Source organism: Pseudomonas sp. FG1, assembly GCF_034313875.1.
Lineage (GTDB): Bacteria > Pseudomonadota > Gammaproteobacteria > Pseudomonadales > Pseudomonadaceae > Aquipseudomonas > Aquipseudomonas veronii.
In genome coordinates this window covers 2211260-2232616 of record NZ_JAVIWP010000001.1, presented here as the reverse complement: position 1 = coordinate 2232616, position 21357 = coordinate 2211260, and the positions used below count along the sequence as shown (strand labels likewise).

23 protein-coding genes are annotated in these 21357 nt (G+C 60.4%); 10 read left to right on the top strand and 13 right to left on the bottom strand.

Features of this window, described 5'->3' with window-relative positions; all coding sequences use genetic code 11:
- The first annotated feature begins 18 nt into the window (after window positions 1–18).
- The 6 genes from gatC (at window position 19) to RGV59_RS10255 (ending at window position 5243) form a co-directional block, all read left to right on the top strand.
- Complete coding sequence (gatC, locus tag RGV59_RS10280; protein ID WP_017845404.1) at window positions 19–306, top strand: Asp-tRNA(Asn)/Glu-tRNA(Gln) amidotransferase subunit GatC; 288 nt, start codon at window positions 19–21, stop codon at window positions 304–306.
- A 16-nt stretch (window positions 307–322) separates the two neighbouring features.
- On the top strand, window positions 323–1774 hold the full coding sequence (gatA, locus tag RGV59_RS10275) for an Asp-tRNA(Asn)/Glu-tRNA(Gln) amidotransferase subunit GatA (RefSeq protein ID WP_102617135.1): 1452 nt from the start codon (window positions 323–325) through the stop codon (window positions 1772–1774).
- A 10-nt stretch (window positions 1775–1784) separates the two neighbouring features.
- Window positions 1785–3230, top strand: coding sequence for an Asp-tRNA(Asn)/Glu-tRNA(Gln) amidotransferase subunit GatB (gene gatB, locus RGV59_RS10270; protein ID WP_017845406.1), 1446 nt, complete (start codon window positions 1785–1787; stop codon window positions 3228–3230).
- A 156-nt stretch (window positions 3231–3386) separates the two neighbouring features.
- Window positions 3387–3758 carry a septal ring lytic transglycosylase RlpA family protein gene (locus RGV59_RS10265; RefSeq protein ID WP_026139824.1) on the top strand — a complete coding sequence of 124 codons (372 nt, stop codon included), beginning with the start codon at window positions 3387–3389 and terminating at the stop codon, window positions 3756–3758.
- A 58-nt stretch (window positions 3759–3816) separates the two neighbouring features.
- A complete protein-coding gene (locus tag RGV59_RS10260; RefSeq protein WP_046484702.1) occupies window positions 3817–4863 on the top strand; it encodes a calcium/sodium antiporter in 1047 nt (348 codons plus the stop codon).
- Window positions 4860–5243 (top strand): carboxymuconolactone decarboxylase family protein, encoded by a 384-nt coding sequence (locus RGV59_RS10255; protein ID WP_017845409.1) that lies wholly within the window; start codon window positions 4860–4862, stop codon window positions 5241–5243. The genes RGV59_RS10260 and RGV59_RS10255 overlap by 4 nt, the downstream gene beginning before the upstream one ends.
- Before the next feature lie 27 nt (window positions 5244–5270).
- Here RGV59_RS10255 and RGV59_RS10250 read toward each other — a convergent pair whose 3' ends face one another.
- From RGV59_RS10250 to kdgD, 5 genes are all read right to left on the bottom strand, one after another.
- The gene (locus RGV59_RS10250; protein ID WP_126585797.1) at window positions 5271–6212 is read right to left on the bottom strand and encodes an AEC family transporter; all 942 of its coding nucleotides are present in this window, start codon (window positions 6210–6212) and stop codon (window positions 5271–5273) included.
- Between the two features lie 254 nt (window positions 6213–6466).
- Window positions 6467–8020, bottom strand: coding sequence for a galactarate dehydratase (gene garD / locus RGV59_RS10245; RefSeq protein ID WP_126585798.1), 1554 nt, complete (start codon window positions 8018–8020; stop codon window positions 6467–6469).
- A gap of 12 nt (window positions 8021–8032) precedes the next feature.
- Window positions 8033–9397: an MFS transporter gene (locus tag RGV59_RS10240; protein ID WP_046384693.1), complete on the bottom strand. Its 1365-nt coding sequence runs from the start codon at window positions 9395–9397 to the stop codon at window positions 8033–8035.
- Window positions 9398–9565: 168 nt separating this feature from the next.
- Entirely contained in the window at window positions 9566–11011 is a 1446-nt protein-coding gene (locus RGV59_RS10235) for an aldehyde dehydrogenase family protein (RefSeq protein ID WP_046484708.1), read from the bottom strand.
- Between the two features lie 54 nt (window positions 11012–11065).
- Window positions 11066–11977: a 5-dehydro-4-deoxyglucarate dehydratase gene (gene kdgD / locus RGV59_RS10230; protein WP_046484710.1), complete on the bottom strand. Its 912-nt coding sequence runs from the start codon at window positions 11975–11977 to the stop codon at window positions 11066–11068.
- Window positions 11978–12200: 223 nt separating this feature from the next.
- Here kdgD and RGV59_RS10225 point away from each other — a divergent pair, with 223 nt between their 5' ends.
- The 3 genes from RGV59_RS10225 (at window position 12201) to RGV59_RS10215 (ending at window position 14193) form a co-directional block, all read left to right on the top strand.
- The gene (locus tag RGV59_RS10225; RefSeq protein ID WP_322246943.1) at window positions 12201–13382 is read left to right on the top strand and encodes a phospholipase; all 1182 of its coding nucleotides are present in this window, start codon (window positions 12201–12203) and stop codon (window positions 13380–13382) included.
- A gap of 114 nt (window positions 13383–13496) precedes the next feature.
- Window positions 13497–13859 (top strand): hypothetical protein, encoded by a 363-nt coding sequence (locus RGV59_RS10220; RefSeq protein WP_126585800.1) that lies wholly within the window; start codon window positions 13497–13499, stop codon window positions 13857–13859.
- Between the two features lie 139 nt (window positions 13860–13998).
- Entirely contained in the window at window positions 13999–14193 is a 195-nt protein-coding gene (locus RGV59_RS10215) for a hypothetical protein (RefSeq protein WP_260473873.1), read from the top strand.
- Here RGV59_RS10215 and RGV59_RS10210 read toward each other — a convergent pair.
- The 8 genes from RGV59_RS10210 to rplM form a co-directional block, all read right to left on the bottom strand.
- Complete coding sequence (locus RGV59_RS10210; protein ID WP_017845418.1) at window positions 14190–14939, bottom strand: FadR/GntR family transcriptional regulator; 750 nt, start codon at window positions 14937–14939, stop codon at window positions 14190–14192. The genes RGV59_RS10215 and RGV59_RS10210 overlap by 4 nt on opposite strands.
- A 158-nt stretch (window positions 14940–15097) precedes the next feature.
- The gene (locus RGV59_RS10205; protein WP_017845419.1) at window positions 15098–15517 is read right to left on the bottom strand and encodes a ClpXP protease specificity-enhancing factor; all 420 of its coding nucleotides are present in this window, start codon (window positions 15515–15517) and stop codon (window positions 15098–15100) included.
- 17 nt (window positions 15518–15534) lie between these two features.
- Entirely contained in the window at window positions 15535–16152 is a 618-nt protein-coding gene (locus RGV59_RS10200; protein ID WP_010568030.1) for a glutathione S-transferase N-terminal domain-containing protein, read from the bottom strand.
- Window positions 16153–16298: 146 nt separating this feature from the next.
- Entirely contained in the window at window positions 16299–17078 is a 780-nt protein-coding gene (locus tag RGV59_RS10195) for a cytochrome c1 (RefSeq protein ID WP_017845420.1), read from the bottom strand.
- Complete coding sequence (locus RGV59_RS10190; protein WP_017845421.1) at window positions 17078–18289, bottom strand: cytochrome b; 1212 nt, start codon at window positions 18287–18289, stop codon at window positions 17078–17080. The genes RGV59_RS10195 and RGV59_RS10190 overlap by 1 nt, the downstream gene beginning before the upstream one ends.
- The gene (gene petA, locus RGV59_RS10185) at window positions 18289–18882 is read right to left on the bottom strand and encodes a ubiquinol-cytochrome c reductase iron-sulfur subunit (protein ID WP_026139825.1); all 594 of its coding nucleotides are present in this window, start codon (window positions 18880–18882) and stop codon (window positions 18289–18291) included. The genes RGV59_RS10190 and petA overlap by 1 nt, the downstream gene beginning before the upstream one ends.
- Window positions 18883–19148: 266 nt before the next feature.
- Window positions 19149–19541: a 30S ribosomal protein S9 gene (rpsI, locus tag RGV59_RS10180; RefSeq protein WP_003171743.1), complete on the bottom strand. Its 393-nt coding sequence runs from the start codon at window positions 19539–19541 to the stop codon at window positions 19149–19151.
- A gap of 14 nt (window positions 19542–19555) precedes the next feature.
- The gene (gene rplM, locus RGV59_RS10175; protein ID WP_010568039.1) at window positions 19556–19984 is read right to left on the bottom strand and encodes a 50S ribosomal protein L13; all 429 of its coding nucleotides are present in this window, start codon (window positions 19982–19984) and stop codon (window positions 19556–19558) included.
- 248 nt (window positions 19985–20232) lie between these two features.
- On the opposite strand from rplM, the gene RGV59_RS10170 reads away from it, so the two are divergent.
- Window positions 20233–21273: an NADP(H)-dependent aldo-keto reductase gene (locus tag RGV59_RS10170; RefSeq protein ID WP_126585802.1), complete on the top strand. Its 1041-nt coding sequence runs from the start codon at window positions 20233–20235 to the stop codon at window positions 21271–21273.
- Window positions 21274–21357: the final 84 nt, after the last annotated feature.

Genomic DNA, 21357 nt, shown 5'->3' with positions numbered 1-21357 from the left:
TTTCCACTGGAGAATCCCATGGCGCTTGAACGCTCCGACGTGGAAAAAATCGCACATCTGGCCTCGCTTGGCCTGAATGATGCCGATCTTCCACAGACCACCGCAGCCCTGAACAGCATTCTCGGGCTGGTTGACCAAATGCAGGCCGTGAATACCGACGGCATCGAGCCCCTGGCTCACCCGCTGGAAGCCACCCAGCGCCTGCGTGCAGACGTCGTGACCGAAGTCAATCATCGCGAGGCCTACCAGTCCATCGCGCCAGCGGTCGAAAACGGCCTGTATCTGGTTCCGAAAGTCATCGACTAAAGGGAAAGAGCCTTTCATGCATCACATGACTCTGTCCGAGATCGCCCGCGGTCTCGCCGACAAAAAGTTTTCTTCCGAAGAGCTGACCAAGACCTTGCTGGCGCGTATCGCCGAGCTCGACCCCAAGGTCAACAGCTTCATCAGCATCACCGAGGAGCTGGCCTTGAGCCAGGCCAAGGCCGCCGACGCACGTCGCGCCAACGGTGAGAACGGCGCGCTGCTGGGCGCACCGATCGCCCACAAGGACTTGTTCTGCACCCAGGGCATTCGCACCAGCTGCGGCTCGAAGATGCTCGACAACTTCAAGGCGCCCTACGACGCCACCGTGGTGTCCAAGCTGGCCGCCGCCGGGGCCGTGACCCTGGGCAAGACCAACATGGACGAATTCGCCATGGGCTCGGCCAACGAGTCGAGCTACTACGGCGCGGTGAAAAACCCGTGGAACCTGGACTGCGTGCCAGGCGGCTCGTCCGGTGGTTCGGCGGCGGCGGTTGCCGCGCGCTTCCTGCCGGCGGCCACGGCCACCGACACCGGCGGCTCGATCCGCCAGCCCGCCGCGTTCACCAACCTCACCGGGCTGAAGCCGACCTACGGTCGCGTGTCCCGCTGGGGCATGATTGCCTACGCCTCCAGCCTTGATCAGGGCGGTACCCTGGCACGCACCGCCGAAGACTGCGCAATATTGTTACAAGGTATGGCGGGCTTCGACGCACAGGACTCCACCAGCGTCGACGAGCCGGTGCCAGACTACAGCGCCAGCCTCAATACCTCGCTCAAAGGCCTGCGCATCGGCGTACCGAACGAATATTTCAGCGCCGGCCTCGACCCGCGTATCGCCGAACTGGTCCACAACTGCGTCAAGGAGCTGGAAAAGCTCGGCGCCGTGATCAAGCCAATCAGCCTGCCGAACAACCAGCACGCGATTCCGGCGTACTACGTGATCGCGCCGGCCGAAGCGTCTTCCAACCTGTCGCGGTTCGACGGCGTGCGTTTCGGTTACCGCTGCGAAAACCCGAAAGACCTCAACGACCTGTACAAACGTTCCCGTGGCGAAGGCTTCGGTGCCGAAGTGCAGCGCCGGATCATGGTCGGTGCCTACGCCCTGTCGGCCGGTTACTACGACGCGTACTACCTCAAGGCGCAAAAAATCCGTCGCCTGATCAAGAACGACTTCATGGCGGCGTTCGAAGAAGTCGACGTGATCCTCGGCCCAACCACGCCGAACCCGGCCTGGAAGATCGGCGCCAAGACCGGCGACCCGATCGCCGAGTACCTGGAAGACCTGTACACCATCACCGCCAACCTCGCGGGCTTGCCGGGCTTGTCCATGCCCGCCGGTTTCGTCGATGGCCTGCCGGTCGGCGTGCAATTGCTTGCCCCGTACTTCCAGGAAGGCCGCCTGCTCAATGTGGCGCACCAGTACCAGTTGAACACCGACTGGCACACTCGCACCCCTACCGGCTTCTGAGGAGAACACTATGCAATGGGAAGTCGTGATCGGGCTGGAGATTCATACCCAGCTCGCCACCCAATCGAAGATTTTCTCCGGTAGCGCCACCACGTTCGGCGCAGAACCCAACACCCAGGCGAGCCTGGTAGACCTGGGCATGCCCGGTGTGTTGCCGGTGCTGAACCAGGAAGCGGTACGCATGGCGGTGATGTTCGGCCTGGCGATTGACGCCGAGATCGGCCAGCACAGCGTGTTCGCGCGCAAGAACTACTTCTACCCGGACCTGCCCAAGGGCTATCAGATCAGCCAGATGGAGTTGCCGATTGTCGGCAAAGGCTACCTGGATATCCCGCTGGAAGACGGCACCATCAAGCGTGTCGGCGTAACCCGCGCGCACCTGGAAGAAGACGCCGGCAAGAGCCTGCATGAAGAGTTCAACGGTGCCACCGGCATCGACCTGAACCGCGCCGGCACGCCGTTGCTGGAGATCGTGTCCGAGCCAGACATGCGCAGCGCCAAGGAAGCCGTGGCCTACGTCAAGACGATCCACGCGCTGGTGCGCTACCTGGGCATCTGCGACGGCAACATGGCCGAAGGCTCGCTGCGCTGCGACTGCAACGTGTCGGTCCGGCCAAAGGGCCAGGTCGAGTACGGCACCCGCTGCGAGATCAAGAACGTCAACTCGTTCCGTTTCATCGAGAAGGCGATCAACACCGAAGTGCGTCGCCAGATCGAACTGATCGAAGACGGCGGCAAGGTGATCCAGCAAACTCGCCTGTACGACCCGAACAAAGACGAAACCCGCGCCATGCGCAGCAAAGAGGAAGCCAACGACTACCGTTACTTCCCCGATCCGGACCTGTTGCCGGTGGTCATCGAGGACTCGTTCCTCAATGACGTGCGCGCCACCCTGCCGGAATTGCCGCCGCAGAAACGCGAGCGCTTCCAGGCGCAGTTCGGCCTGTCGGTCTACGACGCCAGCGTCCTGGCGTCGAGCCGTGAGCAAGCCGACTACTTTGAAAAAGTCGTGAGCATCGCCGGGGACGCCAAGCTGGCGGCCAACTGGGTGATGGTGGAATTGGGCAGCCTGCTGAACAAACAGGGCCTGGAAATCGACGAAGCACCGGTCTCGGCCGAGCAGTTGGGCGGCATGCTGCTGCGCATCAAAGACAACACCATCTCCGGCAAAATCGCCAAGACCGTGTTCGAAGCCATGGCCAGCGGTGAGGGCAGCAGCGACGAGATCATCGAGAAGCGCGGCCTCAAGCAAGTCACCGACAGCGGCGCCATCTCGGCGGTGCTCGATGAAATGCTCGCGGCCAACGCGGAGCAGGTCGAACAGTACCGCGCGGCAGACGAAGCCAAGCGCGGCAAGATGTTCGGCTTCTTTGTCGGCCAGGCCATGAAAGCCTCCAAGGGCAAGGCCAACCCGCAACAGGTGAACGAACTGCTGAAAAGCAAGCTCGAAGGCTGATCGCGATGAAAGGGCCGAGTGAGATTTCATGCTCGACTCGGACCTCCTGTGGGAGGGGCTTGCTCCCGATAGCGGTGATTCAGTCAAGACATCAATGACTGACACTCCACTATCGGGAGCAAGCCCCCTCCCACATTTGATAAGGGGATACCTTGAATGAAGCGCTTACTTGGCCTTTTAGCCGTGTTCTCTTTGCTGGCCGGTTGCGCCAGCAGCCTCATCGACCCCAACGGCTACGACGAAACCGGCACCGCGTCTTACTACGGCGCCAAGCACCATGGCAAAAAAACCGCCAGCGGTGAACCTTTCAACCAGAACGCCCTGACCGCCGCCCATCGGCGCCTGCCTTTCGGCACGCAGGTCAAGGTGACCAATCTCAATACCGACAAATCCGTGGTGGTACGCATCAACGATCGCGGCCCGCACACCCGTGGGCGGCTGATCGATCTGTCGCGCCAGGCCGCCGCGCAACTGGGCATGCTGAGCAGCGGCACCGCACGGGTTCGTGTGCAAGCCCTGAGCAATTGACGACGGAGCCCTGGCCATTTTCGGATTAACCGCCCTCTCGCCCTGGAGCCTGATCGAATTGATCAGCGGCCTGGTGCTGCTGATCGTCGGCGCCGAAATCCTGGTGCGCGCCGCGGTGCGCCTGGCTGCCAGCCTCAAGGTCCGCCCGCTGATCATCGGCCTGACGATCGTCGCCTTCGGCAGCAGTGCGCCGCAGATGACCGTCAGCCTGCAAGCCACCCTCGCCGGCAATACCGACATTGCCGTGGGCAGCGTGATCGGCAGCAGCATTTTCAACATCCTCGTCACCCTGGGCCTGTCGGCGCTGATCATTCCGCTGCGGGTCTCGCGGCAACTGGTGCGCCTGGATATCCCGGTGATGATCCTCGCCGGCCTGCTGGTGTTTACCCTGGCGGCCAATGAAGAACTGACGCCGCTCGACGGTTCGCTGCTGCTCGCGGCCCTGCTGGCCTACCTCGGCGTGCTGCACTACCAGACCCGCCATTCACGGCGCCCGCGCACGCTGGACACGGTGGCCAAGGCGCCCTGGTTGAGCAGCGTATTGCTGATGTTCGGCGGCTTGCTGGTGCTGGTGCTGGCCGGGCATTTGTTGCTGGGTGCGGCGGTGGATGTGGCGAGCGACCTGGGCCTGTCGGAACGCATCATCGGCTTGACGCTGATCGGCGTCGGCACTTCACTGCCGTGCCTGGCCACCTCGCTGATCGCGGCCCTGCGCGGTCAGCGGGATATCGCCGTGGGTAACGTGATCGGCAGCAACCTGTTCAACCTGCTGGGCGTACTGGGGCTGACCGCCCTGCTCGCGCCCTCGCCGCTGTCGGTGTCGCCCAATGCCCTGGATTTCGACCTGCCGGTGATGCTCGGCGTGGTGGTGGTGTGCCTGCCGGTGTTTTATACCGGCTACCGCGTGACCCGTGCCGAAGGCCTGGTGCTGCTGGGTTTGTACCTGGCGTATGGGCTGCATGTGATGGCATTCACCACCGGCATGCGCCTGGCCAACAAACTTGAACAACTGATGCTGTATTACGTCCTGCCAGTGCTGGTGGCTTTCCTGTTGTTCAGCACGCTGCGAGCCTGGCGCCGCCAACACAAGAGGGAATCGCAATGACCGATCAGAAAAAGCCCGGAGTTGAAATGCGTCGTCAGGTGATGGGCGATGCGTTCGTCGATCGCGCCCTGGGCAACGCCACCGAATTCACTCAGCCGCTGCAGGACTTCGTCAACGAACATGCCTGGGGCAGCGTGTGGAACCGCGAAGGCTTGCCGCTGAAGACGCGCAGCCTGATCACCCTCGCCGCCCTCACCGCGCTCAAGTGCCCGCAGGAACTCAAAGGCCATGTGCGCGGCGCGCTGAACAATGGCTGCACCGTCGAAGAAATCCGCGAAGCGCTGCTGCATTGCGCGGTGTATGCCGGTGTGCCGGCGGCGATCGAGGCGTTTCGCGCGGCGCAGGAAGTGATTGAGGCGTATCAGGCGGACAAGCAGTGATGGTCAGGTAGCTATCGCCGGCACAGCTCAGATCCACCCGCCCGCCTGCAACACAAAAATCCCGATATTCGTGGTCACCGCCGCCATCAAGGTGGTGATCACGATAATCGCCGCCGCCAGCTCATGATTCCCCTGCGCCGCCCTGGCCATCACAAAGCTCGCGGCCGCCGTCGGTGCGCCGAAGTACAGGAACAGAATCCCCAGTTCCGGCCCGCGAAACCCGAGCAACCACGCCCCCAGGGTGGCGACCACCGGCAGCCAGACCATCTTCATCAAGCTCGCGCTCAGCGCCATGTTGCCGCTCTTGCGCAACGCCGCCAGCGACAAGGTGCCGCCGATGCAGATCAGCGCCAACGGCAACGTCATGTCGGCCAGGTACTGCGCGGATTTTTCCAGCCAGCCCGGCAAGCCGATCTGGAAATAGGCGAACGGCGCGGCCACGATCACGCTGATGATCAGCGGGTTGGCCAGCACACTTTTGCAGATGCTCCACGGGTCGGACTTGATCACCGGGCTGTACACCGCCAGCACAATGGTCGACAGCGTGTTGTAGAACAGGATCACCAGCGCCGCGAGGATCGCGCCGAGGGAGATGCCGTAATCACCGTACATACTGGCCGCCAGCGCCAGGCCGATCACCCCGTTGTTGCCGCGAAACGCACCCTGGGCGTAGATGCCCCGGTCTTCACGCTTGCAGCGCAAAATCGCCCAGCCCCAGGCCAGGGCAAAGCTCAACAGCGTGGCGACGGCGAAGTAGATCAGCAAACCCGGCTTGAGCGCCGAATGCAGGTCGGCATGCAGGATGCCGAGAAACAGCAGCGCCGGCATGGTGACGTTGAACACCAGGGACGATGCCGTGTGGATAAAGCTGTCGTTGATCCAGTTGATGCGCTTGAGCAGCACACCGAGGAACAACATGGCAAACACCGGCGCGGTGATGGTGAGGGTGGTGAGGAAGATAACCAGCATGCCGGGGAGAACCTTGGTGGGCGTCGTTAGGGGGCTAATGATAAGCCATACGGCCCAATGGCGCCTGATAGACCGCTATCGGGGGCAAGCCCCCTCCCACATAGGGTCGCCGTTGTGTGTCTGACGCAGACTCAGTGTGGGAGGGGCGGTGCGACGACTCGACTTGCCCCCGATAACGGCGTCAGACACACAACGGATGAACACCGCAGACCCTATGTGGGAGGGGGCTTGCCCCCGATAACGGCGACTCGGTCTCAAGTAATCGGCGCCGGGTTGAACAACGTAATGTCGTTATGCAGCTTGTGCTGCTCCGCCCACGTCTGCTTCCTGCCGCTGGCTACATCCAGGTAGAAGTGGAACAACTCCCACCCCAACTCCTCAATGGTCGCACGCCCGGTGGCGATGCGCCCGGCGTCGATATCGATCAGGTCCGGCCAGCGCTGCGCCAGCTCCGTGCGGGTCGAGACCTTCACCACCGGCGCCATCGCCAGCCCGTAAGGCGTGCCGCGCCCGGTGGTGAACACATGCAGGTTCATCCCCGCCGCCAGTTGCAAGGTGCCGCACACGAAGTCGCTGGCCGGCGTGGCGCAAAAGATCAAGCCTTTGCCCTTGAAGCGTTCACCCGGGCCGAGCACGCCGTTGATCGCGCTGCTGCCGGACTTGACGATGGAGCCCAGGGACTTCTCGACAATGTTCGACAACCCGCCCTTCTTGTTCCCCGGCGTGGTATTGGCGCTGCGATCCGCCTCGCCCTTGGCCAGATAACGGTCGTACCAGTCCATTTCCCGTACCAGTTCCTCGGCGATTTCCTTGGTTTGCGCACGAGAAGTCAGCAGGTAGATGGCATCACGCACCTCAGTGACTTCGGAAAACATCACCGTCGCCCCCGCTCGCAGCAACAAGTCCGAAGCGAACCCCAGCGCCGGGTTGGCGGTGATGCCGGAAAACGCATCACTGCCGCCGCACTGCATGCCCAGGATCAGCTCGGACGCCGGCACGGTTTCCCGGCGGCGCTGGTCGAGCTTCTTCAGGCGCACCTCGGCCAGGGCCATGATCTGCTCGATCATCTCGTTAAACCCGTGGCTGGAATCCTGCAGGCGATACAGCCACGGCTCGCTCAGGTCGACGGAGCTGTCGTTGTCGTGCATCACCTGCCCGGCCTGCAATTTCTCGCAGCCAAGGCTGATCACCAGGGCTTCGCCCCCCAGGTTCGGGTTGCGCGCCAGGTTGCGCACGGTGCGGATCGGGATATACGCATCCGTCGCGGTGATCGCCACCCCGCAGCCGTAGCTGTGGGTCAACGCCACCACGTCATCGACATGCGGGTACTTGGGCAGCAACTCGTCCTTGATGCGCTTGACCGCATGGTCCAACACGCCGGTGACGCACTGCACGGTGGTGGTGATGCCGAGGATATTGCGCGTGCCCACGGTGCCGTCGGCATTGCGATAGCCCTCAAAGGTAAAGCCTTCCAGCGGCGCCTGGGCCTCTGGCACCTCGGTGGACAGCGGCAAGCTGTCCAGCGGCGGCGCGGTGGGCATGCGCAGTTGATCTTCCTGCACCCAACTGCCGCGTGGAATCGGCGCCAGGGCGTAACCGATGGTTTGGCCGTAGCGAATGATCCGACCGCCTTCGGGGATATCTTCGAGGGTCACTTTGTGGCTTTGCGGAATGAAATCCACGGTCACCAGGCCGTCCGGGAACTCGGTCCCGGCCGGTACACCCTGGTCATTGACCACGATCACCACGTTGTCGCGCTCGTGCAAACGAATCGAGCGCGGCGAGTCGGCATGTTCAATCAACTGCATCACACGGCCCCTTCAGGAATGCGCTTGGGTAAGGTTGGTCAACTCAGGCCCTTGGCTTGGCGGCTCTTTGAGCACCACGCGTTTGATCGGGCCGACAATCACCAGGTAACTGAACACGGCCACCAGCGCGTTCGCGCCGACAAACACCAGGGCCCATTTGAACGAACCGGTGGTGCTGATGATGTAACCGATGACAATCGGCGTGGTGATCGACGCCAGGTTACCGAAGGTGTTGAACAGGCCGCCACTGAGCCCGGCGATCTGTTTCGGCGAGGTGTCGGACACCACCGCCCAACCCAGTGCGCCAACGCCCTTGCCGAAGAAGGCCAAAGCCATGAAACCCACCACCATCCACTCGATATCCACGTAGTTGCAGGCCACGATGCTGCTGGAGATCAGCAGGCCGCCAATGATCGGCGCCTTGCGGGCGAAGGTCAGGGAATGGCCTTTGCGCAGCAGGTAGTCGGAGATCACCCCGCCCAACACACCGCCGATAAACCCGCAGATCGCCGGCAATGAGGCAATGAACCCGGCCTTGAGAATGGTCATGCCGCGGTCCTGCACCAGGTACACCGGGAACCAGGTCAGGAAGAAGTAGGTGATGCCGTTGATGCAGTACTGGCCCAGGTACACGCCGAGCATCATGCGGTTGGTCAGCAACTGGCGGATGTAATCCCACTTTGGACCGTCGGTTTTCTTACCCTTGCCCTTGTCCTGGTCCATATCGACCATCGCACCGTTGGCCGCGATGTGATTGAACTCGGCTTCGTTGATCAGCGGATGCTGGCGCGGGCTGTGGATAACTTTCAGCCAGACCAGCGAGAACAGGACGCCGATCACGCCCATCACGATAAACACGTGCTGCCAGCCGAAGCTGTAGACGATCCAGCCCATCAGCGGCGCGAACAGCACCGTGGCGAAGTACTGCGCCGAGTTGAAGATCGCCGAGGCCGTGCCGCGTTCGGCAGTGGGGAACCAGGCGGCCACGATGCGCGCGTTACCCGGGAAGGATGGCGCTTCGGCCAGGCCCACCATAAAGCGCAGCATGAACAGCGCCACGACCGCCGTGGAGACACCGAACTCACCGACATAACCTTGCAATATGGTGAACAGTGACCAGGTGAAGATGCTCAGGGCATAGACTTTTTTCGAGCCGAACCGATCGAGCAGCCAGCCGCCGGGGATTTGCCCGGCCACGTAGGCCCAACCGAATGCAGAGAAGATGTAACCGAGGGTGACCGCGTCGATGCCGAGGTCTTTTTGCAGGCTGGAACCCGCAATTGCGATGGTGGCCCGGTCGGCATAGTTGATCGTGGTCACCAGGAACAGCATGAGCAGGATCAAATAGCGGACATGGGTCGGCTTGGTCGCTTGCATGTAGAAGTACTCCCACTAATTATTTTTTTTGCGGGTGATATTTATGTGTTGCTGGACGCCGCCCCTGTAGGAGCGAGCTTGCTCGCGAAAAACTCAAAGGCACTGCGTGCCCCCTGAATGCCTGCGTATTCGTTGAAATTTTTCGCGAGCAAGCTCGCTCCTACAGTGTTACGAACCGATGTAGCTGGTTTTCACCACGGTGTAGAACTCTTGCGCATAGCGACCTTGCTCACGCGAACCGTAGGATGAACCTTTACGGCCACCGAACGGAACGTGATAATCCACGCCGGCAGTCGGCAGGTTGACCATCACCATCCCGGCCTGGGAGTGGCGCTTGAAGTGGTTGGCGTATTTCAGCGAGGTGGTGGCGATGCCCGCCGACAAACCGAACTCGGTGTCGTTGGCCATGGCCAGCGCCGCCTCGTAGTTCGCCACGCGCACCACGTTGGCCACCGGGCCGAAGATCTCTTCGCGGCTGATCCGCATGGCCGCCTCGCTGTCGGCGAACAGCGTCGGCGCCAGGTAGTAGCCTTCGGTGTCGCAGGTCACCAGGCCGCCACCGCTCACCAGCCGCGCACCTTCGCTCTGGCCAATGTCGATGTATTTCAAGTCCTGGTCCAACTGGGCCTGGGAGACGACCGGGCCGATGTCGGTGCCGCTTTTCAACGCGTGGCCGACCTTGATCGACTTCATGCGCTCGGCCATGGCCGCGACGAACTGATCGTGAATACCGGCGGTGACGATCAAGCGGCTGGAGGCGGTGCAACGCTGGCCGGTGGAATAGAACGCGCTCTGTACCGACAGCTCGACGGCTTGCTTGAGGTCGGCGTCATCGAGAATGATCTGCGGGTTCTTGCCGCCCATTTCCAACTGCACCTTGGCCTGGCGCGAGACACAGCTGACCGCGATCTGACGTCCGACGCCGACCGAACCGGTGAAGCTGATGCCGTCGACTTTCGGGCTGTTGACCAACACATCGCCCACTACCCGCCCGCTGCCCATCACCAGGTTGAACACACCGGCGGGGAAACCGGCGCGGGAGATGATTTCTGCCAGGGCCCAGGCACAGCCCGGCACCAGCTCCGCCGGCTTGATCACCACGCAGTTGCCGTAGGCCAGGGCCGGAGCGATTTTCCACGCGGGGATGGCAATCGGGAAGTTCCACGGGGTGATCAGGCCGACCACGCCGAGGGCTTCGCGGGTGACTTCGACATTGACGCCCGGTCGCACCGACGGCACGTAGTCGCCGGACAGGCGCAGGCACTCGCCGGCGAAGAACTTGAAGATATTACCGGCGCGGGTCACTTCGCCAATGGCTTCAGGCAGGGTCTTGCCCTCTTCCCGAGCCAGCAACGTGCCGAGCTCTTCGCGCCGGGCGAGGATTTCGCTGCCGACTTTATCGAGTGCGTCGTGGCGAGCCTGGATACCGGACGTCGACCAGGCCGGGAACGCAGCGCGGGCGGCATCGATGGCAGCGTTGACCTGGACGACATCCGCCTTGGCATATTCGCCAATGACATCGGACAACTCCGACGGGTTGAGGTTGACGCAATAATCAGCGCCAGCCACCCATTGGCCGTTGATGTAGTTTTCAAAACGTTTGGCTTGGGACACGAATCTTCTCCTGACGCAAAAGGCCGCTGATTGCTCAGCGGCCTTATAGATAAGTTATTGCGGGCCTTGCTGGTCGATCAGCGCGGCCAGGGCTTCGTATTCTTCCGGCAGCAGATCGGTCAGTGGCGTGCGAACCGGGCCGGCGTCATAGCCGACGATTTTGGCGCCCGCCTTGACGATGCTCACCGCGTAGCCGGCCTTGCGGTTACGGATGTCCAGGTACGGCAGGAAGAAGTCATCGATGATCTTGCCGACGGTGGCGTGATCGTCGCGGGCGATGGCGTGATAGAAATCCATCGCGGTTTTCGGGATGAAGTTGAACACCGCCGAGGAATACACCGGCACGCCCAGGGCCTTGTAGGCAGCGGCGTAAACCTCTGCAGTCGGCAGGCCGCCCAGGTAGCTGAAACGGTCGCCCAGACGACGGCGGATCGACACCATCAATTCAATGTCACCCAGGCCGTCCTTGTAGCCGATCAGGTTCGGGCAACGTTCGGCCAGGCGCTCCAGCAAAGGCGCAGTCAGGCGGCAGACGTTGCGGTTGTATACCACCACGCCGATCTTGACCGACTTGCACACCGCTTCCACGTGGGCGGCAACCCCGTCCTGGCTGGCTTCGGTCAAATAGTGCGGGAGCAGCAGCAAGCCTTTGGCACCGAGGCGCTCGGCTTCCTGAGCGTATTCGATGGCCTGGCGGGTCGAACCGCCGACACCGGCGAGGATCGGCACGCTGGTGGCGCAGGTATCCACCGCGGTCTTCACAACCTGAGAATATTCGCTGGCCGCGAGGGAGAAAAACTCACCGGTGCCGCCGGCGGCGAACAGCGCAGTGGCGCCGTAGGGAGCCAGCCATTCCAGACGTTTGATATAGCCGGCCTGGTGAAAATCACCCTGGGCGTTGAAATCGGTCACGGGAAAAGACAGCAGACCGTGAGAGAGGATGGACTTCAGTTCTTGTGGATTCATTATTCGAACACCCTGGGCAAAGACTTTCTGGCGAAAGGTTGTTGTTGGTTTTGCTTATGTCATACGTCATCGTACAACTATAAAATATTTCGTCAACTGCAATTCATCGAACCGCCCGTTGAGAGAGAGCGCATTGACGTAGGAGTTTTTTCCTCTATGCTCGAATAACTGTATATACATACAGTAATAAAGGAAGATTCCTACGACATAGCAAGGAGCTAACATGTCCGGTCTTGAACTCGCAGCACCCGCAGCACCCGCAGCACCCGCAGCACCCGCAAAAAACCTACCCTCCCTGCGTTTCGAAGGCGGTGAACACACTGCCATCGGCGACGACACACTGTTGCGCTTCGCCAAAGACGCCCCGGCGATTGCCGCCCGACTCGTCGAGCTGCACCTGCCCAACGGCCTGGCGCTGACTTACGGGCAAGTGATTGCCCTGGGCGGTGACTTTTATGGCATCCCCGGCCAACCCATCAGCGATGGCGCCTCGCCTGCCGAACGCGTGCAACGCTTTAACGCCGCATTCAACTCACTGGCAGGACTGCCGGCGTCACGGGAGGAAGCACACAAGATCCTGGCGGTGATGCAAAAGGAGATCAACGCGGTCAACCAGGCGATCAAGGACGGCAAATCAGCCCACGACGCCTACGCTGTGCTCGGAGATACGTTGTCTGAAGAGTGGAACCGCATCACCGGCGGCGGCAGCGCGGTCTCGGCACTGTTCCCCCTGGGCCGTTACTTGAAGCTGGCGGCGGACAACGCCGACCACTTTGGCGAATGGGCGTTGTCGGCTTACCTGGCCGGGCATACGGCGGCGCTGCAACAAGCCGTCATCGCCCATCAAAGCGGCACCGACCAGGCGCTGGAGCTGGCCTACGCGATGAACAGTTTTGCCGATCACTTCTTGACCGATCTGTTTTCCGCCGGCCACCTGCGCGTGCCGCGCAAACAGCTGGCCGCCGTGGTGACGCCTGGGGAGCTGGGCTCGCTGATCAGCCGCTTCATGCACGATGAAGACAGCAAGTTCGGGCTCAAGGTGCGCAATGCAGTCGGTGACGAATGGCATGCCTACGGCGATAAACGCTATTTCGACGCCGGCGACGCGGCCAACCGGGCGCAGGTCAAACGCGCCGTGCAGGCGTCGGCCGATGAGGTCTTCGACGCGTTTATCAGCGGTGTCGCGCCCTCCCCGGCCACCTTCAAGGCGCCGCTGTATGTGCCGGACCTGAATGCAGCACAGAACCCGGCGAATAACTTTTCGCCGCTGTTCAAGATGGAAGGCGACAAGGTGCTGCGACGCAAGGACGTGAATGACCTGAACGACAAACACTGGACTGCTGATTGGTGGGGGTGGAGTACGTACTTGCTGCTGAAGGACTACACACCCAATACGCCGGCTTGAGCCGTACCGTTTGTCGTGACTGTGATTTCTAACAGTTACGCCGATTTTCAACGAGGGCGATAACCCCGCATAGGAGCCAGGCTCTCTGGCTTCTGTGCAAAGGAGCACTCAATCATGACCATTGAAGCCCCGAGCCTTGTCGGCGGCGACGCTTCTTGCCCGGCTCAAGTGAGCCTGGCAAGCGGCGCACGCATAGCGTTTTCCATCCCCGAGCCCAATGAGGTTTCCGCAAGCGCCCAGGTATCTATCATCGTAGGACCGGACCCCGAGTCCCCGGAAGCCGAAGGGCAGGAAAAGAACGCCGGACAGTACGACCCCAACAAGGAAGATTACGTGAAGGAGTCGAATCTCAAGCTCGATATCGCTGCCGATGACTTGAAGACATTCGTCAACCAAACGGTGCAGGTGCGATACGCGATAAACAGCGAATCGGGAAGGTTCTATTCTAAGCCGTTGATGATAACGGTCTCGCAGTGACACAGCGCTTATCCGCACCGCATCGCTCTCGTCGCAGGCACCAGACCTGCCCCGGGGACGTATCTGGACCGGTATTCACGGCCGTTTGCGCATGCAGATAAAGCAACACTCCACCCTCCAACACTGGCGTGTGAAGACCATGAAATACGAGCTCAATATGCCGGACGGCAAAAAAAAGCAGATCACCTTTGATGGCGTGATTTACAAAGGAGATATTCTCGAATTTGAAGGTGCCGCTACCCAATACGAGGTAGTTAAACGATTCCTCACCGTCCCGTTCGATCTTAACGAGCCCATCACTGATGTGGTACTTGAGGTCGTGACCTACCCTTAACCCCGCTGCGCCTCTGCTTCTTCGTGAGCATGGCGCAGCCGCTCGCGACTGTTGGTCAAATGCAAGCGCATCGCTGCCCGCGCCGCATCCGAATCCTGGCGCGCGATCGCTTCGTAGATTTCTTCGTGCTCGCGGCTCAAGCGCTTCATGTAGTGCTGCTGGTCATCCTGGGCCAGGCGTGCCGAGTTCAGGCGGGTACGCGGAATGATGCTGGTGCCCAGGTGCGTCATGATGTCGGTGAAGTAGCGGTTGCCGGTGGACAGGGCAATCTGCAGGTGGAACTGGAAGTCCGACGCCACCGCATCGCCGGCATGGGCGGCGCTTTCATTCAAGGCGTCGAGGGCGGCACGCATGCCGGCCAGTTGTTCGTCGCTGCGGCGCAGCGCGGCCAGGCCCGCGGATTCCACTTCCAGGCTGATACGCAGCTCCAGGATCGCCAGCACATCGCGCAGGGTCACGATGGTGGCCGGGTCAATGCGGAAGCCGCTGGGGCTTGGCGTATCCAAGACAAAGGTGCCGATACCGTGACGGGTTTCCACTTGCCCCGCCGCCTGCAAGCGTGAGATGGCTTCACGCACCACCGTGCGGCTGACGCCATGGGCGTCCATGATCGCCGATTCGGTAGGCAGTTTGTCGCCACGCTTGAGTTGGCCGTCGCGGATCTGCTCGGACAACACCGTGACCAATTCCTGGGCAAGGCTGCGGCGCTTGCGGGGAAGACGAGGGGCGGTGTTGGTGTTTTCCATGTTGGGTCATCTTTCTTGGTGAACTGAACAGGCATCATAGCCCATGGCGGTTGTACGATCACCGTTCCAGGCATGACTTTCATCTACAACGGCCAGGCAAAAAAATGCCCCGGCAACCGCCGAGGCATTTTTCAGCCGCGCCCGAAGGCAAAAGCCGCTTACTTCACCACTTTCAGACTCGGCCGGCCGCTTGGACGCGGTGGCTCGGTATCCGGTGGCGGCACATCATCGCCGTCTTCCCCGTCGATCGCTTCGTCATCCTCGAAAGGCGACTCCAGATCGAACACCATGCCTTGGCCATTTTCCCGGGCGTAGATCCCGAGGATGGCACCAATCGGCACGTACAGCGTATGCGGCACACCGCCAAAACGCCCTTCGAAGCTGACTGCCTCGTTGTCCATGTGCAGGTGGCGCACTGCGCTGGGCGATACGTTCAGCACAATCTGCCCGTCGCTGGCAAAACCCTGCGGAACCTGAACCGCAGGAAACTCAGAATTGACCAGCATGTGCGGGGTGCAATCGTTGTCCACAATCCACTCATAGAGCGCGCGAACCAGGTAGGGTCGACTGGAGTTCATCAACGGCTCCTTAAGCCTTAGCGCATATCGCGTTCGACACCAGACAGACTCGCCTGGAAAGCCTCACGCGCAAACTGGCGCTCCATGTAATCAAGCAGCGGCTTGGCCGGCCGCGGCAGTTCAATGCCCATAATCGGCAAGCGCCAGAGTATGGGTAATAGGCAGCAATCCACCAGGCTTTGTTCCTCACTGAGGAAAAAAGGCTTGTCGGCGAACAATGGCGAAACGCCCGTCAGGCTCTCGCGCAATTCCTTGCGCGCCACGACACGGGCCGCCTCTTTGCTGCGCGAATCCAGAATCAAATCCACCAGCCCGCACCAGTCGCGCTGAATCCGATGGATCAGCAGGCGGCTGTTGGCACGCGCCACCGGGTACACCGGCAGCAAAGGCGGATGCGGGTAACGCTCATCCAGATATTCCATCACCACGGTTGACTCCCACAACGCCAGGTCACGATCGACCAGGGTGGGCAAGCTGCCGTAAGGGTTCACTTCGATCAGCTTCGGCGGGTGACGACCCACCTCCACACTGATGATCTCGGCGCTGACACCCTTCTCTGCGAGCACGATGCGTACTCGGTGGGAATAGTGGTCGGCGGGGTCGGAGTAACAGGCCAACCGATTGGTCACGCCCATGGCGGTCCTCCTCGCTTGTTGAAATTATCGAAAGCTCAAAAACGAGCGCGCCCAGAGAGCATCTCAGTAGTACCTGATGACCAGGTCGCTACGGGTTAGAGATGCCGCTGGGCGCGCAAGATTAACAGCAATTGCTTACGGTTGGATCAATGCACATCCTTCCAGTATTCGCGCTTGAGCAGATAAGCGAATACGAAGAAGAAAGCCAGGTACAGCAAGACATACGTACCAATGCGCTGGTGCTGCAGTTTGACCGGGTTGGCCGAGTAGGCCAGGAAGGTCACGAGATTCTTGACCTTCTCGTCGAACTGCTCTTCGTTCAGCGCACCGGACTTGGGCACGATGGTCAGTTGATCGCACGCTTCATGTGTCAGCGGCGTGCCGGTCAACGGGTCAAATTGCTTCTTGCCGCCCTCGACTACCTGAACCTGCTTGCATCCTATCACTTGGCGACCCTGCAGGCCGACCAGAACGTTAGGCATACCGACGTTCGGGAACACCACGTTGTTCACGCCCCATGGACGCGCAGGGTCTTCGTAGAAGGATTTCAGGTAGCCATAGAGCCAATCGGTGCCGCGAACCCGCGCCACCAAAGTCAGGTCGGGCGGCGCAGCGCCGAACCAGTTCTTGGCGTCCGCTGGCTGCATGCCGATATTCATGTGGTCGCCAATCTTGGCGCCGGTGAACACCAGCTTGTCGAGCATCACCTCGTGCGGGATGCCCAGGTCATCGGCAACACGCTCGTAACGCTGGAACTTGGCGCTGTGGCAACCCATGCAATAGTTGGCGAACGTGCGTGCGCCGTCCTGCATGGCCGCTTTATCAGACACGTCGATAGCGACTTTTTCCAACTCAGGACCTTGCTCGGCAGCGAAGGACAGTAGCGGCAGCGCCGCAAGCATCAATGCAACGAATAATTTTTTCATCAGCCAGTCACCCTTTCCGGAACCGGTTTGGTCTTCTCTAGCCGGGTATAGAACGGCATCAGAATGAAGTAGGCGAAGTACAGGAAGGTGCAAACCTGCGACAGCAACGTGCGCTCAGGGGTTGGCGCCAGGACGCCCAGCACACCCAGGATCACGAACGCAATGCAGAACACCCACAGCCAGATCTTGCTCAGCCAGCCCTTGTAGCGCATGGACTTGACCGGGCTTCGGTCGAGCCAAGGCAGCACGAACAGCACCGCGATGGCCGCACCCATGGCGATTACGCCCATGAGCTTGTCGGGGATCGCCCGCAAGATCGCGTAGAACGGCGTGAAGTACCAGACCGGGGCAATATGCACAGGTGTCTTGAAGGCGTTGGCCTGTTCGAAGTTAGGTTTTTCCAGGAAATAACCACCCATCTCCGGGAAAAAGAACACGATCGAGCAGAACACGAACAGGAACACGACGACACCGACAATGTCTTTCACGGTGTAGTACGGGTGGAACGGGATGCCATCCAGCGGGATGCCGTTCTCGTCCTTGTGCTTCTTGATGTCCACACCGTCGGGGTTGTTGGAACCCACTTCGTGCAGCGCCAGGATGTGCAGCACCACCAGGCCGAGAATCACGATCGGCAAGGCCACTACGTGCAAGGCGAAGAAGCGGTTCAGGGTGATGCCCGAGATCAGGTAGTCACCACGGATCCACTGCGTCAGGTCGTTGCCGATCACCGGGATCGCACCGAACAGCGAGATGATCACCTGGGCGCCCCAGTACGACATCTGGCCCCACGGCAGCAGGTAGCCCATGAAGGCTTCAGCCATCAGCGCCAGGTAGATCAGCATGCCGAACACCCACACCAGCTCACGAGGCTTCTGGTACGAACCGTAGAGCAAACCACGGAACATATGCAGGTAGACCACGATGAAGAACGCCGAGGCGCCGGTGGAGTGCAACAGGCGCAGGATCGAGCCGTACTCGACGTCACGCATGATGTATTCGACGGAAGCGAATGCCTCCTCCGCCGACGGGGTGTAGCTCATGGTCAGCCAGACGCCGGTGACGATCTGGTTGACCAGCACCAGCAGTGCCAGGGAGCCGAAGAAGTAGAAGAAGTTGAAGTTTTTTGGCGCGTAATACTTGCTGAGATGGTCTTCCCACATTTTGGTGGCGGGGAAGCGCGCATCCACCCAATCCATGAACTTACTCATCACGCGTTCTCCTTGTCGAGGCCAATGACAATGATGTCGTTAGATTCGTAGTTATGCGGAGGCACGGGTAGGTTCAGTGGAGCAGGTTGCGACTTGTAGACGCGTCCGGCCAGGTCGTAGTGCGAACCGTGGCAGGGGCAGAAATAGCCGCCGACCCAATCTTTGCCCAGGTCGACCGGCGCCACTTCAGGGCGGAAAGTAGGTGAGCATCCCAGGTGGGTACACAGCCCGACCAGCAGCAGAATCTCTGGCTTGATCGAACGTGCTTCGTTTTTGGCGTAGGCGGGTTGGTCGGAAAACTCAGATTTGGGGTCAGACAACTGGCCTTCGATCTTTTTCAGATTTCCCAGGATTTCCTCCGTTCGACGAACAATGAAGACCGGCTGACCGCGCCACTCAGCAATCATCTGCTGGCCTGGCTCGATCTTGCTGATATTCACCTTCACCGGTGCACCTGCGGCTTTCGCCTTGGCACTGGGAAACCATGACCCCACGAACGGGACCGCAGCCCCCACCGCTCCTGCAGCACCCACCACGGATGTGGCTGCTACCAAGAAGCGACGCCGGCCTGCATTCACGCCGTCATTGCTCATTCAGTCCTCTCCCATCAGCTTTTTGGCCTGTTAAATCAGGCGTCTACTAAGTATTAAATCTGAACTTATAAAAATTTTGCCGAATGGTAATGAAAAGCCCCACCCCTGACAAGGGAATTACCCGGAGCTCCAGCTCCAAGCCTTGTAGTATAGGGGGTCTACGGCTGTGGCAAGTTGTCACGCCGAAATTTATGCATAAATAGCAGGCAATAAAAAACGCCCAGCTCCGTAAGGAGGCTGGGCGTTTTTGTGCAACGTAAAGCGAATTAACGCTTCGAGTACTGCGGACGCTTACGCGCTTTACGCAGACCGACTTTCTTACGTTCAACTTCACGAGCATCACGAGTCACGAAGCCAGCTTTGCGCAGAGCGCCACGCAGGGTTTCGTCGTACTGCATCAGAGCGCGAGTGATACCGTGGCGGATTGCGCCAGCTTGACCACTTACACCGCCACCGATAACGGTGACGTAGATGTCGAACTTTTCAACAGTCTCGGTCAATTCCAGCGGCTGACGAACTACCATGCGGGCAGTTTCGCGGCCGAAGAAGTTGTCCAGAGTGCGGTTGTTGATCGAGATGTTACCAGTGCCCGGACGCAGGAAAACGCGTGCGGTTGCGGTTTTGCGACGGCCAGTGCCGTAATTTTGAGTCGCCGACATAATGAACTATTCCGTTAAAACTTCAGTTCTTGGGGCTGCTGAGCAGCATGAGGGTGAGCAGCGCCCGCATAGACTTTCAGCTTGCGAAACATATCGCGACCCAGTGGGCCCTTCGGCAGCATGCCTTTAACCGCGATTTCAATCGGGGCCTCAGGCTTCTTGGCGATCAGACCTTCGAAATTGGAAGACTTGATGCCGCCTGGGAAACCGGAGTGACGGTAGTACATTTTGTCTTGCGCTTTGTTGCCGGTAACACGTACCTGCTCAGCGTTGATGATCACGATGTAGTCACCGGTGTCAACGTGAGGGGTGTATTCAGGCTTGTGCTTGCCACGCAGACGGCTGGCGACTTCAGTGGCCAGACGACCCAGAGTCTGACCAGCGGCGTCGACGACAAACCAGTCGCGCTGAACTGTTTCCGGTTTTGCAGTAAAAGTTGTCATTCTTTAATAGCCTCAGGGGCCGCCCTGTAAATTAGACGGCGGATCTTACTGAATAGTGCGTACTTTGACAAGTCAAAGGCAGCCGGATACAGACGCTATCGGGGGCTCGGGTCGGCGCGTCCGTTCAACGGCAAGATTCTTCGGCAGGCGGCGCATCACTTCCACTGCAGAAAGAGGTGGGCAATTATGCAGATTGCGAAAAAAAATTCAACCTGCTTTTATGATTGTTTTCCCCGAAGGAGCACCCGATGGATTATCGACAGCTGGGCCGTACCGATCTGCACGTAAGCGCGATAGCCTTGGGCACCATGACCTGGGGCGAGCAGAACAGCGAGGCAGAGGCCTTCGCGCAGATCGAACGGGCCAAGGCCGCGGGGATCAACTTCCTCGACACGGCGGAAATGTACCCGGTGCCGCCCAAGGCCGACACCTATGCCACCACCGAGCGCTACATCGGGAATTACTTCAAAAGCCGCGGCGACCGCGGCGACTGGATTCTCGCCAGCAAGATCGCCGGCCCCGGCAACACCATCGACTATATCCGCGGCGGCCACCTGCGCCACAACCGCCAGCACATCGTCGACGCCCTGGATGCCAGCCTCAAGCGCCTGCAGACCGACTGGATCGACCTCTACCAGTTGCACTGGCCGGAGCGCAGCACCAACTTCTTCGGCCAGCTGGGCTACAAGCACAAGGACGAAGACGACATGACGCCGCTGGAGGAAACCCTCGAAGCGCTGGACGCGCAGGTGAAGGCCGGCAAGATCCGCCACATCGGCCTGTCCAACGAAACGCCGTGGGGCACCATGAAGTTCCTCGCCCTGGCCGAAGCCCGCGGCTGGACCCGCGCGGTGTCGATCCAGAACCCCTACAACCTGCTCAACCGCAGCTTTGAAGTGGGCCTGGCGGAAATCGCCATTCGCGAACAGTGCGGTCTGCTGGCTTATTCGCCCCTGGCATTCGGCATGCTCAGCGGCAAATACGAAGGCGGTGCGCGCCCGGCAAAAGCCCGCCTGACCGAATACAGCCGCTTCAGCCGCTATTTCAACCCGCAGTCGGAAGCAGCGTGCAGCCGTTATGTGGCCCTGGCCCGCGAACACGGCCTGGACCCGGCGCAGATGGCGTTGGCGTTCGTCACGCAGCAGCCGTTCGTGACCAGCAACATCATTGGTGCGACGAGCCTGGAGCAACTGGACAGCAACCTTGCCAGCGCTGACCTGAAACTGTCGAAAGAGGTGCTGGAGGGGATTGAGGCGATTCAGAAGGATCATCCTAATCCAGCACCTTGATTGATCGCTAGACCGCTATCGGGGGCAAGCCCCCTCCCACACTTAGGCGTGTGAACCCAGTAAAACGTGGGAGGGGGCTTGCCC